The organism is Corynebacterium choanae, from assembly GCF_003813965.1.
GTDB lineage: Bacteria > Actinomycetota > Actinomycetes > Mycobacteriales > Mycobacteriaceae > Corynebacterium > Corynebacterium choanae.
Window position 1 is genome coordinate 373,400 of the sequence record NZ_CP033896.1, and the last position, 14,022, is coordinate 387,421.

A 14,022-nucleotide genomic window follows, 5' to 3' on the forward strand; every position below is an offset into this window, starting at 1 on the left:
GCGGTTCCAGCTGCTGTGCGTGGCACCGCCACAGGATCAGCCGCGACCCTGCCCGCAAGCTATGTCATTCGCCGGCTGCTTTCCGGGATCGCCGTCTTATTTGCCGCGTTTACCGTCACCTTTATCCTGTTAGCAGCCCTGCCCGGCGATGCGGTGGCCGCCCGCTTCGAAGATCCTCAACTTGGGCTGACCCCGGAACAAATCGCTGAAATCCGTAACGCCTACGGGCTCGATAAACCACTGCTTGCCCAATATTTTATTGTGCTGAGCGGATTTCTCACCGGAAACTTTGGCTACTCGGCGGCCAGCGGCGCGTCAGTGACCACGCTCATCGGGCAAGCACTACCCGGCACCCTGGTGCTTGCCGCGGCGGCGCTTACTGTTGCACTGATCGTCTCGGTGGCCATTGCCTATCTGTCCTATCGGGTGCAGGCGGGCTGGCTGCGAAAACTTGTCACTGCCCTGCCTGCCACCTTCGTTTCCCTGCCAGTCTTTCTAGTCGGCATTGTCCTCATTCAAGTGGTGAGTTTCCGGCTTGGGCTAGTACCCGTGATTGGGGCAAGCCCCCTGCAGGCATTGATCCTGCCCACGGTAACCCTGGCAGTGCCGATTATCGCCCCCGTCGCACAAGTATTGGTGCGCAGTGTTGCCGATGTCGCCAACCAGCCCTATGTCACGGTTGCCCGGGCCAAGGGTGCCTCCCGCAGCTGGTTGTTCTTCCACACCATTGTCCGCAACGCCCTGCTGCCAGCGGTCACCATGATCGGTTTGATCTTCGGTGAACTCATCGGTGGGGCAGTCGTGACTGAGGCAGTGTTCTCCCGGCCGGGTATAGGTTCCCTGACGGTGTTGTCCGTCGCCAACCGGGACACCCCAGTGCTGCTGGCGATCGTTGTCCTTGCAGTCGCCGCCTATGTGGTCGTCAATATTGTCGTTGACCTGCTCTATCCGCTCCTTGATCCGCGGCTGCAGCGCCGTGCCCCCAACACTGCTGCCCAATCTGCTGCCCAATCTGCTGCCGCCCAACCTTAAGCTTGAGGAACAACCCGTGAACACCCTTTCCCTGCCACCCGCTGCGCCACCGCGCACCACCTCTCGTCGCCCCCACACGAGTTGGCGATTACCATCCGCGGCCACAGTGCTATCCGGATGTGTCCTGTTTATTGCCCTACTGTGGGCACTGGTGCCGCAACTGTTTACCCATTTTGATCCCACCACCGGCACCGACCCGGGGTTGCTTGCCCCGTCAACCACGCACTGGTTTGGCACCGACGCAGTCGGCCGTGACGTGTACGCCCGGGTTGTCTATGGCACCCGCCAATCCCTGCTGGGTGCGACTATTGCTGTGAGCCTCGGCATGATTGTCGGCACCACCATTGGGGTGCTAGCAGCGGCGAAAGGCGGCATCGTCGATAACCTGCTCATGCGGATTATCGACGTACTGTTAAGCATCCCTGGGCTGCTGCTCGCATTAAGCATTGTGGTGCTGCTCGGCTTCGGCACCATCAACGCCGCCATCGCCGTCGGTATCACCAGTATTGCCACCTTCGCCCGACTCTCCCGGGCACAAGCCCTCCAAGCGGCAACAAGTGACTATGTGCAGGCCGCCTACGGCACCGGCTCATCCACATTCGCCGTGCTCTACCGCCATATTCTGCCGAACTCCCTGCAAGCCGTGGTGGCACTAGCCGCAGTCCAATTCGGCTCGGCGATCCTCCAATTATCTGTCCTGGGATTTTTAGGTTACGGCACCCCGCCACCCACCCCGGAGTGGGGAGTCATTATTGCGGAAGCCCGCGACTATGTTGCCACCTCCTGGTGGCTCACCCTCCTCCCCGGCGCCGTCATTGTGGCTGTGGTGCTGGCCACCAACACCATCAGCCGCGCCCTGCAACGACTCGACTAACACCCGGCAGCGACCCGACTCCCGCATTGCTGCGTAGCGTAGTGATCACCCACCACACCAGGAGCCTGTTCGTTTGGCACCACTGCTTATGGGCATGTGCCGCCAGCGCTGTACTGGCCACCAATAGTCCCCCCCAAGAAGAAGAATTGCTTGAATTTCACCGCCATGACTTCACCTACCACCACCACCACCTGGCCGGTGTCACCAACACCAGCCCCCGCCGCCCACACCCTGCCCGAACGCCCCGAATATCCGCTGCTTGATGTGCGTGACCTGTCTATTAGCTATCACAGCAACAACGCGACCCGGGCACGGGTCGACGCCGTCACTGCTGTGAACCTCACCGTCTATCCGGGGCAGGTGACCGCCCTGGTCGGCGAATCCGGGTCAGGGAAGTCCACCACCGCCCACGCCGTCATCGGACTCCTGCCCGACAATGCGCTCATCGGCGGCGGGGATATTCTCTTCCAAGGACAGGTGATCAGCGTCCTCGATGAGCAACAGCTCACCGCCTATCGTGGCCCGGCCATCGGGTTTATCCCCCAAGACCCAGCGAACTCGCTCAACCCCACCAAAACCATCGGGGCAAACCTCCGAGAAATCTTCGACCTGCATCCGGCCGCAACCCGCGCACTTGGGATAAGCGACATCACCGCGGAATGCGAACGCCTACTCGCCCGGGTCGGCATCGACCAACCAGCCCAGCGGCTCAACCAATATCCCCATCAGCTTTCCGGCGGAATGCAGCAACGGGTTCTTATCGCCGCAGCCCTCGCACTACGCCCCAAACTCATCATCGCCGACGAACCAACCAGTGCACTCGATGTGACCGTGCAACGCACCGTCCTTGACCTGCTCGACGATCTCGCCCGGGAATACTCCCTCGGCGTCCTGCTCATCACCCACGACCTGGCAGTCGCCGCCGATCGCGCCAATCAGATCGTGGTCATGCAACACGGCCATGTCCGCGAACAAGGACTCACCGCGGCTGTATTCAGCAACCCTCAAGACCCCTACACCCGACAACTGATTGCTGACGCACCGGCAATCGCCGCCATGGTCGCCCCCACCGCACCAACGATCCGCCAACCCCACACCACACCGGCCGTGCCAGCAAACACACCGCAACCTGCGCCGCTGCTCGAAGTCGACCATGTGGCCAAATATTATGGTGATTTCACCGCCGTTGACCATGTGCATTTCACCGTCGAATCAGGCACCACCCATGCCATTGTGGGCGAATCCGGATCCGGAAAATCCACGTTGGCAAAAATTATTGCCGGTTTCACTGCACCATCACAGGGACAAGTGTTACTGCACGGCAACCCAACAACAATAAACCGGGACTTCCGCCGCCAAGTACAGCTGGTTGCGCAACATCCACTGAGCGCCTTGAATCCGCGGCGCACCATCGGCCAATCGATTGCCGAACCGTTGCAAAATCTCACAAACGCTTCCAAAGCAGAAATCCGCGAACGAGTAGCGCACATGTTATCGACTGTCGCACTCGACCCGGCATTGGCGAAACGGAAACCACGGGAACTCTCCGGGGGTCAACGGCAGCGGGTTGTGCTGGCACGGGCGCTCGTGATCGAACCGGAACTCGTCGTCCTTGATGAGGCAGTCTCGGCGCTCGATGTGACTGTGCAGGCCCGCATTCTTGATCTGCTGCAGCAGCTGCAAGAAAGCCTACAGCTCACCTATGTGTTCATCTCCCACGATCTGGCTGTGGTTCGCCAAATCGCCGACACCGTTTCTGTGATCGGTAACGGAATCCAAGTTGAACATGGGCCGATTGGACAAGTCTTCCAACATCCCCAAGCGCCCCTGACCACAGCCTTGTTAGAGGCTATTCCCGGGCGCGGCTACACCAGTGGTGCTTTCAACCTCGGCCTGTAACCAGGGGTTGCCCAACCTTGCCAACACAGCACCTGCCGTAGCAACCTCTGCCCGCAGGTGCGTTGGGTATGTCGCCGCAAGATCTGGGGTCTAGCTGTGCCGCGCACCGCCTTTGTTTTTGGCAACACTACTCAACACACCGTGCCGGAATGCTGCACCGGTGTTGTTGGCGCTGAAGTTTGCAGGCGTCGTGCTGGCAGGTAATGCTGGCGTATCAAGATAGTGCCGTATCCGCCACTGAGCTGGTGCAGCAGGGCACTAGTGTGCGGCCGCGCAGCTGGGAAGGCCATGGCTGAACACTTGTCGCGCCCACCTGACCGGTGGCGCACCGATACTGCCTTCCATCTTGTTTGCCGCGGTGCTGTTTTGGCGGTTGCACGGGTAAAGTGCAAGCGCTGTCGGGCTGATCGGTGGATTTCTGCAAGCTGCCGTCATTGGATTAATCGCTGGGGTGCGCGACACTATCACCTACTACACCAGTGCCATGTTTCATGTCAGTGACTCTGTGTATTTTTGCTGCGAACCTGGCGCTGCTGGCCATGGTGTGACCGGGTGATGGATGGTACCTCCACCATGTTCGAGATTGCGTTGATTGTCGGGGTGCAGCGGTTTTCCGTCGCATCTGCGCCCCGCGAAGCATGCACTGGGTGCAATATGGCAACCCTAATAACCCCGCAGCGGTGACCCGGGTCTTTGTCAGCGCAACCAACTTACTGCCGGTGCCCCTGTTTTCGCTGACGGCGAGCCGCGCCGGGGTGGTGGTTGCAGTCAGCGGCAGGGGCACTGAAATTCAATCTATCCGCGACCAACTAGAGCAGCCCGTTAGCTTTCAAAGCTGCTTCCACCTCAGCGTTGGAAGGTTCAACCTGGTGGCTGCCGTCGGGATAGACGACGACCGGAATATTCTTCCGCCCAGCGATAGTTTCCGCCTCGTCGGCAAGCGCCGGATCGGTAGCAACGTCAAGATACTCGTAGGCGATACCAAGCTCATCGAGCTGTGCTTTCGTGCGGCGGCAGTCGCGGCACCAATCAGAACCAAAGACACGAAGTTTCATGGTTGCCCAGTGTAGGGCACAACGCGTAAACACAGCACCTGTGCACCCGTCTCTTGGGGACCTGGTTGTCACAGCGCAGGAACAAAACCCGCGGGACAGGCTGCCCCACCACCCGCTTTGCGGAGGATTACTTGTTACCGGCCAACAGCTACTGAGTGCCGTGCCCAGTTGGGGACGGTGTGCTTGAGTCGCGGCCGTCAGCGACTGTGACATGGCCTTTCGCATAAAGCCCTTCCTGGGCAGCTTTCCGACCGACTCGCTGCGCAATCACTGGGGCAGTGATGAGAGAAAACACTACGGTGAGCACAATAATGCCAATATCGCCATGTTCCGCGGCAGTCGCCTGTGGATGGGTAGCGATCCGAATAATCGCCCCGGCGACGGTGACGATCAGTCCAAGGGTTTGCGGTTTAGCGACCGCATGCATGCGGGAAAGCGTATCGGGGAAACGCACCAAACCAATGCTTGCGGTTAACGCCAACACCGCACCAAGAAGCACACATCCCGCCGAGATCACATCGGCGACAACAAGATAGGTGGGGGTGGTCATGACAGATCAGCTTTCCGGTAGCGGGTAATCGCAACGGTGGCGATAAACCCGAGCAGGGCGATGACGATCATTGCCGCGGCGACAGTAGTGTCCAGCGTTAAACAAATATAGGTGGCGAAAACACATTGAATCACCGCCACCATGCCATCCATGCTCACCACCCGGTCGAGCGAATTCGGGCCGACAAGCAGCCGGTAGAGGGTGAAGAAAAAACTCACCCCAAAAAGTGCGGCGGCGATCGCAATACACCACTGGTAGGCATCCACGGTACAGTTCACGCTCCTGAAGGGGAAGGAAAAAGAAAGAACATACACAGCATCAACAGCCAACTAGGCGGTATGCGGGGTTGCTGGTGTCACTGGGGGGATCTGAAAAATCCGACACAGCTTGTGGGCAAAGCGCACTGTCACCTGCTGCTGGGTGCGGATTGCCGCATCAGATCCAGCGTTCAGTAGATGCATGGTGACGGTGTGATGTGTCTGATCAAAGAAGATCACCGTGCCACCTGGTTGAAGATTCATCAACAAAATCCCAAACGCCGCCACAATATCGTCGCTGACTGGATAGTCGCAGGTAATAATGGCTGTTTTCGGTGGTGGCTGGGTGCCAATTGCCAGCTTTGCCACCGCGAACGAACTGGTCACCAGTGAAATCGCAACCTCCCCGAGCAGGGCAAGCAGGGCGACAATGCGGATACGGCCGATCGTGGATGGCAGTGGTGGCAATGGCAGCAGTGCCATCACGGCCACCGCCAACAGGATTCCGGCCAGCACATTGCCGAGGGTGATCTGGCCGACGAGTAAAACCCACAGCAGGGTGAGCACTACCACGGGGAAGGGACGGATGCGGGCTGAGAGTTTCGCCCGTATCGGCAGCCGCGACGAGGGGACAGCAGTATTATCTGTGGCCGGTTTGTGCCCGGTGCGGGAGGTGGAAACATTCCCAAGCTGGTCGGTCATCGCATTTCCTCCGATGAGGTCGGCACTGCCGGCACCCCACTGCTGGTGGGGGTTGCCGGTTGGGTGATTGCCGGTTGGGTGATTGCCGGTTGGGTGGTGGTTGCCTGTGGGGGTGTCGGCTGTGGGGTTGTTGAGTCGTGAACAATCCCGTCACCGCGACTGGTTTTATCATCCGGTCGGGGCTCCTGCGGGGTGGAAGGATCGTCGTCGATCGTTGGCAGGGTTTCACTTCGGCTGGGGCGCAGATAATCTTCCCCCAGCACCGCGGCGCGATAGTTGCCCACATCTTGTGCTGATTCGGCGCTGCGGCCAGTTACCGCACTTAACGGGCCGGCCATTACCGTAATAGCAACACTGGCCGCCACCATGACCGCCGTCGGCACCACAGTACCCACTTTGAGTGGCTTTAACGTGGTCTGATGTGCGGTGGAGTGCGCCGGGTTGGCGGCTGCCGGTTTGTGCAGCGGATGATAGTCCGGGGCGTCGGCCCGGTCACGCCAAAACGCTTTCTGCCACACCAGCGTCATCGTGTACAGCGTCAACAAACTCGTGACGACTGCGGCAGCAATACCGATAAACGCCACCGCGCCACCTTTGGCGGCTAATGCCTGCAAAATGATGACTTTGCCTAAAAAGCCGGACAGTGGCGGAATTCCGCCCAAGTTCAACGCCGGCACAAGATAGAGCAGCCCCACCAACGGGGACAGATAGGCAAGCGATCCTAGCTTTCGCAGCGACGATGTGCCGGCCTGTGCTTCGATGAGGCCGACAACTAAAAAGAGTGCGGTTTGCACCACAATGTGATGCACCGTGTAGAAAATCGCCCCGGCCAACCCCACAGCGGTGGCGCATGCCACCCCAATGAGCATGTAGCCGATGTGGCTGACCAGTGTAAACGACAACAGTCGTTTGATGTCGTTTTGGGCCATTGCCCCTAAAATTCCGACCACCATGGTGAAAATCGCTGCCCATAACAGCACTGTGTCAAGGGAACCATCGGGAAACACCACAAACCGCAGACGAATAATGGAATACACACCAACTTTTGTCAGCAGCCCCGCAAACACTGCCGACACCAGCACCGGGGCGGTGGGGTATGAGTCAGGCAGCCACGAATAGAGCGGGAAAATAGCGGCTTTAATCCCGAAGGCAACCAGTAGGACGGCGAATATTGCGGTTTTGGTGCCGGTCGGTACCAACTCCATGCGTTGGGATATTTGGGCAAGGTTCATGGTGCCAACAGCCGCATACACCAGTCCAATACCGATGACGAAGATCAGCGACGACAGGGTGGAAACCATGACATAGCTCACCCCGGCGCGTACTCGTGCCGGGGAGGCGCCGATGGTGAGCAGCACATAGGAGGAGACGAGGAGTACTTCGAATCCGACGTAGAGGTGGAAGAGATCCCCGGAGAGGAATGCAATGTTGACTCCCATGGTGAGGAGGAGATAGGCGGGGAGGAACACTTCGTTTGGGGTGTTGCGGCCGCTGCCGTGGCCCGTTTGCCCGATGGCGTACCACATGACGGTGAGGATGACGAGGGAGGAGACGGCCAGCATGAGGGTGGAGAGCCGGTCGGCGACGAGGGTGATGCCGACGGGGGCGTCCCAGCCGCCGAGTTGCAGGGTGGTGATGCCGATGAGGTCGGTGGCGGCGATCATGGAGAAGCAGATCGCGATGGTGGCGGTGAGGGCGACGGTGGCGAGGATGCGGGCGGTGCGGGTGAAGCGGGCAAGCAGGAGGCAGCCGCCGGCGGCTGCTGCGGGCAGGATCACCGGCAGAGCGATGAGATACGGCATGATGGTTGCCGCGAGGGTGGGGCTCATCGGGGATCCTTTCGGATGGTGTCCGGCTGGTGGTCGGTGTGTTCGTCAAATGGTGGGGTGTCGTCGACGGCGAGGGGTTGTTCGAAGATGTGGGGGCCGAAGTTGTCGCCGTCTTTGGTGGTGCGGCCAGTGGTGGGGTCGGCGGAGGCGTCGTGGTCGGGGGCGGCAGATGCGACGGTGGGCCGGGCGGCGATGACTTTGTCTTCGGTGTCGTCGCTGACAATGTCGGCGGTGCGGTAGCGGTATTGCCGGTAGGCCAGGGCGGCGAGAAACGCCGTCATGGCCATGGTGATGACAATGGAGGTGAGGATCATTGCTTGGGCGAGCGGGTCGGCGTCGGCCGCGGAGATCAGGGAGCCGCGCCCCATGATGGGTGGGGCGCCGGCGGAGCCGCCGGCGGTGAGCACCAGCAGGTTGACTCCATTGCCGGCCAGCAAAAGCCCGAGGATCATTTTGGTCATTGCCCGGTCGAGCAGCAGATACATACCGCAGGCAAACAGCACTCCGGCGGTCACGAGCAAAGTGAGGTTGGCGCTCATCAGCGGTGTCCTCCTGTTGTAGGGGAAGCGGTGGGCTGCGGTGGATTGCCGGTGGCAGGCGGGGCAGGGGAAGTGTGTATCCCCGCAGCCGTTGATGGCGGGGCGGTGGTGTTGGTGGTGGTGCTGGTGCGGCGGCTGCGCCGCTGGGATTCGGCGTCGAGCCGGATACCGAGGGAGGACAAAATGTGGAGCACTAAACCGACAACGATAAGGAACACACCAATGTCGAGCACCATCGCCGAGACCACATGCAGTTCGCCGATCAGCGGCAGATGCAAGTCCACGACACTTGAGGTCAAGGGGGCTACACCGAAAAGCAGCGGGACAATGGTGGTGCCAGTGGCGATGACGAGGCCTGCGCCGAGCAGCGACGACGGGTTGACTGGCAGGGTTGCTTCAAGTTCGGCGGCACCGCCGGCGAGATAGCGCAGGGTCAACGCCAAACCGACGACCAGCCCGGCGGCGAAGCCGCCGCCGGGGCCGTTGTGTCCGGAGAAGAAGAAGTAGGCGGCAACGATGAGCATGGGGTGAAACAGCAGCCGGGCGGCAACATCGACCATCAGCTGCGGCCGATGCGGCCGGGTTTGCTGCCCGGGGCTCGCCACAGATGATGCGGCAAGGGTTTGTCCGGTACCAGGTGGGCTAGGTTGCCCCGCTGCCGGGTCAACCACCACATCAGACGTCAGCAGGGTTGCCCCATGGGTGGGCAGGGTGGGGCGTTTAGAGCGGCGGGTAAAAGGCCGGGTGCGATACACCAGGGAGGACACGCCCACGGCCACCACTGCGAGCACGGAGATCTCCCCGAGGGTGTCGAAGGCTCGAATATCAACCAGCAGCACATTGACCGCATTCGCACCGTGGCCGATCCGTTTCGCAAGATCGCCGATGACTGCCCCAACCGGGGTGTGCTCCCGCGCATTTGCGGCATACACCCCCAGTACAGTCACCATCAGTCCGCTGGCGGCTGCCAGCCATCCCCGCAGACGTGGATCATAGTCCGGGTCAACTGCGGGGGGACGGTGCGGCAATTTCCGCAGCAGCAACACCATCACCACCACGGTGAGTGTTTCCACGACCGCCTGGGTGAGCGCTAAATCGGGGGCACCATGCAGCGCAAACACCACAACCGTACCGAAGCCAGTCACCCCGACAACCAGCAGCGCAGAGAGACGATGCTGTGCCGCTGTGGCGGCAACAGCTGCGATCATCATCACTGCACACACCACTGCCTGGACGGGATGATCCCACAGCCGCAACGTCACCGGCGCCCGCTCCCCAAGGAGCAGCACGATCCCGGGCAGTGCCACAAACGTTGCCAAAATCACTGCCTCGTTGACTGGCAGCGACCCTTTCTGTGTGGAGGCGGTAATCCGCTGGGACACTAGCCGCAGCTGCTGCACAATCCACTCGTAGGCGTGATCGGCGCTGCCTAGTGCCGGTCGGGTGAACATCAACGTCCGAATCACCCGCAGCTGGGATACAACGATCGCCCCGGTAGTAAACACCACCAGGGTTAAAGCCAGCGGCACTGTCCACCCGTGAAACAGGGCAATATGGCCAAGATTGAAAGCCTCCCCGGCTGTCGAATCATTGCCATGGGCACCGGTAAACCGTTGTCTCACCGGTGGCTGTATCAGCTGTTCAACCAGCTGCGGCAGAATCCCGAAGAGCAGCGACAATCCGGCAACAATCGCCGGTGATGCCAGCAGCAGCACACCAGGACGGTGCACTGTGGCCGGATCGATAAGCCCCGCCGCGGCAGGAACGGTATCTGCCGCAGATGGCTCTTGCCGTCTCCGCCCTGGATAGGCGACAAGCGACCGGCTGCCGAAGGCGCCAAGGAAAAAATATGCCGAATAGGCGAAGGTCAACACTGATCCGGCAACCACCGCAACAGTCATAGCAATCGCCGGCATACCAGCGAAAATCGGTTCCTCGACTACCGTTGCCAGCACTGCTTCTTTCGCGATGAACCCCACCGTCGGCGGCACCCCGGCCATCGAGAAACACGCCACTGCCGCAATGACCGCCGGAATCGGCAATAGCCGACCAAGGCCTTGCAGCCGCCGCAGATCACGGGTGCCTGTCGCATGATCAATTGCCCCAACCACCATAAAGAGCGCCGATTTGAAACAGGCGTGCGCAACCACGGTGAGCAACCCGGCCTGCATAGCCTGTGGTGAACCAATGGCAAACACTGCCACCATAAAACCTAATTGGCTGATCGTGCCGTAAGCCAACACCAGTTTTAAATCAAAGGCTTTCAGCGCCATCCACCCGCCCAGCAGCATGGTGAACAACCCCAGCGGAATGACAATCACATGCCACATCGGCCACTGGCTTGCCGTGGGCGCCAGCCGGGCAATCAAATACACCCCAGCTTTCACCATCGCCGCCGAATGTAAATAGGCAGACACAGGTGTCGGTGCCGCCATCGCCTGCGGGAGCCAAAAATGCATTGGTGCCAGCGCCGACTTGGTGACAGCCCCGGCCAGCAAACACACCACCGCCACCTGCAGGGTGACCTGATCAAATGCATCTGCGGGAAGGGTTTCAAACTCGCTAAACCGCCAAATACCGTGGCCAACCCCCAACAGCACAATGCCGACGAGCATTGCCAGGCCCCCAGCCACCGTCACCATCAGCGCCTGGCCGGCGGCGCGGCGGGACGATGCACGCTCCCCGTAGTAGCCCACCAGCAGAAACGACAAAATTGAGGTGATTTCCCAAAAAATGTACATCACCAGCAGTGAATCGGCGATTACCAGCCCAAACATGGCGGCAGCAAATGCCACCATTTGTGCCCCAAAGAGGGTTAGACGGCGGGCAACCTGGTCAAAATAGCCGGCGGTGTAGCACAACACCAGCCCGCCCACCGTCAACACGATCAGCGCAAACACGGAAGCCAGCCCGTCCATGCGGAAATCGAGGGACAGATGCGCCTGCGGCATCCAGTCATAGGTTGCTGTCGGTGGCTGGTCGCCGGTGAAGAGCCCTGCGCCGATTGCCTGCAGCAGCCATCCGGCACAGGCAAATAGGGCAAGGGCTGCAACGATGAACCCGTAGCGTCCACATGTGCGAACCAATAGCGGCATCACCACAGCGGTAACGGTTACAACACCCAAAATCGTCAACATCGCGCCACCTACTTACCGCCATACCCGCATCAGCATCACGCCGCGGCGGCTGCCACACATCAGGTGGGTGTTGCAGACCACGGCAATTTCAATTCCCAATGATGACATGAATTCGCCACAGTTGCCTATTACAGCGCAAACCCCAGCCACCCCAACAGCAACCCGTCCAGCCCGAATTTCAACCCGCCCATGACGGCAGCCGAACACTGCCCAGACCCCGTCCGGTAACAACTGTTGCGATAAATTATTCTCACCAAACCGGCAGCGTGACACATGCTGTCGTGTTTTCTGCCGCGGCGCGAGTCATTGAGCAGGAAAGACAACACCACGATCCACCGGAAGTAGTTTTCCAACGCTGCATAGCTGACAACGCTCAAACATATCCGATGGATCGTGTTGCAGATTCCCGGCACCTGCGGCTGGTTGCTGTACCTACCAGCCGTTGGCTGCTGTATCAATCGCACACAGCGCCGCGAGGTGCAGGTTCCTGCGGTGATTAGTCCTGGCTGCCGTAGCGCAGCAGGAAGAGTGCTTCAGCGGTGGCGATGGATTCGATCTCGGCGGGGGAGACTGATTCGTTTGCTGAGTGGATCGCGCATTGAGGTTCCTCCACCCCGTAGAGGGCGATAGCAGCGTTTGGATGCAGCTCCTGGAGGGCGGTGGTCAGCGGAATGGATCCACCCGAGCCGATTGCCACCGTCTCCTTATCGTCGAAGGCTTGGGACATGGCGGTGGAGAGAATCTCAGCAACCGGTCCTTCCGTCGTGCCTTGGAATGGCGGGTTCACATCAACGATCGTGACTTCCGCCTGGGCGCCCCATGGGATGTGCCGTGCAACGTGTGCTTTGAGCGCTTCAGCAGTTGCTTGTGCATCCATGCCGGCAGGTACCCGCAGATTGAGGCGGGCGCTGGCAGTGTGCGGCACCGCATTGACTGCATCCTCTACCGGGGTGGAGGTGAAGCCAATGACAGTGACTGCGGGACGGGCCCACACCAGATCGGCTGGTGTGGCATCGTCACCACCGAGCACTGCAACCCCGTCGAGCACACCTGCGTCGGCGGCGAAAGTTTCCTTGTTGTAGGGGGCGCCTGTCCAGCGGCCAGAGCAGTCAACCCCGTCGATGGTGGTTGCCCCGGTGGCGGGATCTTTCAGGGTTGCCAGTGATTGCATCAATGCAGCAACCGCATCAGGTGCCGCACCGCCGAAACTTCCCGAATGGACTGCATGCTGCATGGTGTTGACGGTGACATCAACCAGTGCCCCACCACGGAGCGAAGTCGTCAGGGTTGGCACACCGACGGCCACACCACCTGTGTCGACGATCATAATGGCGTCAGCAGCAACCAGTTCAGGTTGTTCGTGAATCAGGTCGTGCAGCCCTTCGCCGCCCCGTTCTTCACTGCCTTCAATGAGCAGGGTAATACCCACACCAGTGTCGCCGAAGTGGTGCAGTGCCCGCAGCGCGGCAAAGTGCGCCACCACATTGCCCTTACAGTCCGCGGCGCCTCGGCCATACCAGCGGCCGTCCCGCTCGGTGAGCTCGAGCGGATCGGAGATCCACGCATCGCGATCAGGAACAGGCACCACGTCATAGTGGCAGTAGAGCAGCACGGTGGGTTGGTTGTTTTTCGGTGCGCGGTGGGCAACGATCGCCGTTGACCCGTCGCTGGTGTCAAACGTTTTCGTGACAAACCCCATGTTGAGCTCGTCGATGCTTGCCACCAGCAGATCGACAGCCTGCTGCCGGTCGGCAGCGGTGTCGGTCTCCCCGTGGACGGTGTAGAGCGCAACCAGCTTGGCCAGCTCTGCAAACAGGTCGTTGCGCTGCGCGTGAATAAAGTCTTTCACTGCCGCCGGGGTAGCCGATGAGGCAGTGTTGGATGGGCGTTGATTTGAAGTACTCATAGTGGTTGCCAGTTTAGCGGTTTCGCTGAAAGCGAACCTTGCCGCAGTTTTCTTGCACTGTCGATGGCAGACTGCTAAAAAAGCAGTTAGCACTCTCCAGTGCCAAGTGCTGAATTTGCAGGTGTCATTATGGCGATGACCCTGCGCTTGGTGCGTGACACTGGGTGAAGAACAATTCCAGATCCGCCACCGATACCGTCACTGTTGGGTGTCGCACACCAGGGAAACATTGGGCAACGTGC

General features: G+C 60.2%; 11 protein-coding genes. 3 read left to right on the forward strand and 8 right to left on the reverse strand.

Annotation, left to right across the window (positions count from 1 at the left end):
* Positions 1–48 precede the first annotated feature (48 nt).
* From CCHOA_RS01295 to CCHOA_RS01305, 3 genes are all read left to right on the forward strand, one after another.
* Entirely contained in the window at positions 49–1,032 is a 984-nt protein-coding gene (locus CCHOA_RS01295) for an ABC transporter permease (RefSeq protein ID WP_123930602.1), read from the forward strand.
* Positions 1,033–1,048: 16 nt separating this feature from the next.
* Positions 1,049–1,906, forward strand: a complete 858-nt coding sequence (locus CCHOA_RS01300) for an ABC transporter permease (protein ID WP_377740226.1) — start codon at positions 1,049–1,051, stop codon at positions 1,904–1,906.
* Positions 1,907–2,071: 165 nt separating this feature from the next.
* The gene (locus CCHOA_RS01305; protein WP_123925967.1) at positions 2,072–3,805 is read left to right on the forward strand and encodes a dipeptide ABC transporter ATP-binding protein; all 1,734 of its coding nucleotides are present in this window, start codon (positions 2,072–2,074) and stop codon (positions 3,803–3,805) included.
* An 809-nt stretch (positions 3,806–4,614) separates the two neighbouring features.
* Here CCHOA_RS01305 and CCHOA_RS01310 read toward each other — a convergent pair.
* From CCHOA_RS01310 to CCHOA_RS01345, 8 genes are all read right to left on the reverse strand, one after another.
* The gene (locus CCHOA_RS01310; RefSeq protein WP_123925969.1) at positions 4,615–4,860 is read right to left on the reverse strand and encodes a glutaredoxin family protein; all 246 of its coding nucleotides are present in this window, start codon (positions 4,858–4,860) and stop codon (positions 4,615–4,617) included.
* 148 nt (positions 4,861–5,008) lie between these two features.
* On the reverse strand, positions 5,009–5,410 hold the full coding sequence (locus tag CCHOA_RS01315) for a monovalent cation/H(+) antiporter subunit G (RefSeq protein ID WP_123925971.1): 402 nt from the start codon (positions 5,408–5,410) through the stop codon (positions 5,009–5,011).
* Complete coding sequence (locus CCHOA_RS01320; RefSeq protein WP_245992161.1) at positions 5,407–5,688, reverse strand: monovalent cation/H+ antiporter complex subunit F; 282 nt, start codon at positions 5,686–5,688, stop codon at positions 5,407–5,409. Before CCHOA_RS01320 ends, CCHOA_RS01315 begins: the two co-directional genes overlap by 4 nt.
* 51 nt (positions 5,689–5,739) lie before the next feature.
* Positions 5,740–6,369 carry a Na+/H+ antiporter subunit E gene (locus CCHOA_RS01325; RefSeq protein WP_123925973.1) on the reverse strand — a complete coding sequence of 210 codons (630 nt, stop codon included), beginning with the start codon at positions 6,367–6,369 and terminating at the stop codon, positions 5,740–5,742.
* On the reverse strand, positions 6,366–8,198 hold the full coding sequence (locus CCHOA_RS01330) for a Na+/H+ antiporter subunit D (protein WP_123925975.1): 1,833 nt from the start codon (positions 8,196–8,198) through the stop codon (positions 6,366–6,368). Before CCHOA_RS01330 ends, CCHOA_RS01325 begins: the two co-directional genes overlap by 4 nt.
* On the reverse strand, positions 8,195–8,737 hold the full coding sequence (locus tag CCHOA_RS01335; RefSeq protein ID WP_123925977.1) for a Na(+)/H(+) antiporter subunit C: 543 nt from the start codon (positions 8,735–8,737) through the stop codon (positions 8,195–8,197). The genes CCHOA_RS01330 and CCHOA_RS01335 overlap by 4 nt, the downstream gene beginning before the upstream one ends.
* Entirely contained in the window at positions 8,737–11,874 is a 3,138-nt protein-coding gene (locus tag CCHOA_RS01340) for a Na+/H+ antiporter subunit A (RefSeq protein ID WP_123925979.1), read from the reverse strand. Before CCHOA_RS01340 ends, CCHOA_RS01335 begins: the two co-directional genes overlap by 1 nt.
* Positions 11,875–12,370: 496 nt before the next feature.
* Positions 12,371–13,780, reverse strand: a complete 1,410-nt coding sequence (locus tag CCHOA_RS01345; protein ID WP_123925981.1) for a M20/M25/M40 family metallo-hydrolase — start codon at positions 13,778–13,780, stop codon at positions 12,371–12,373.
* Positions 13,781–14,022: the final 242 nt, after the last annotated feature.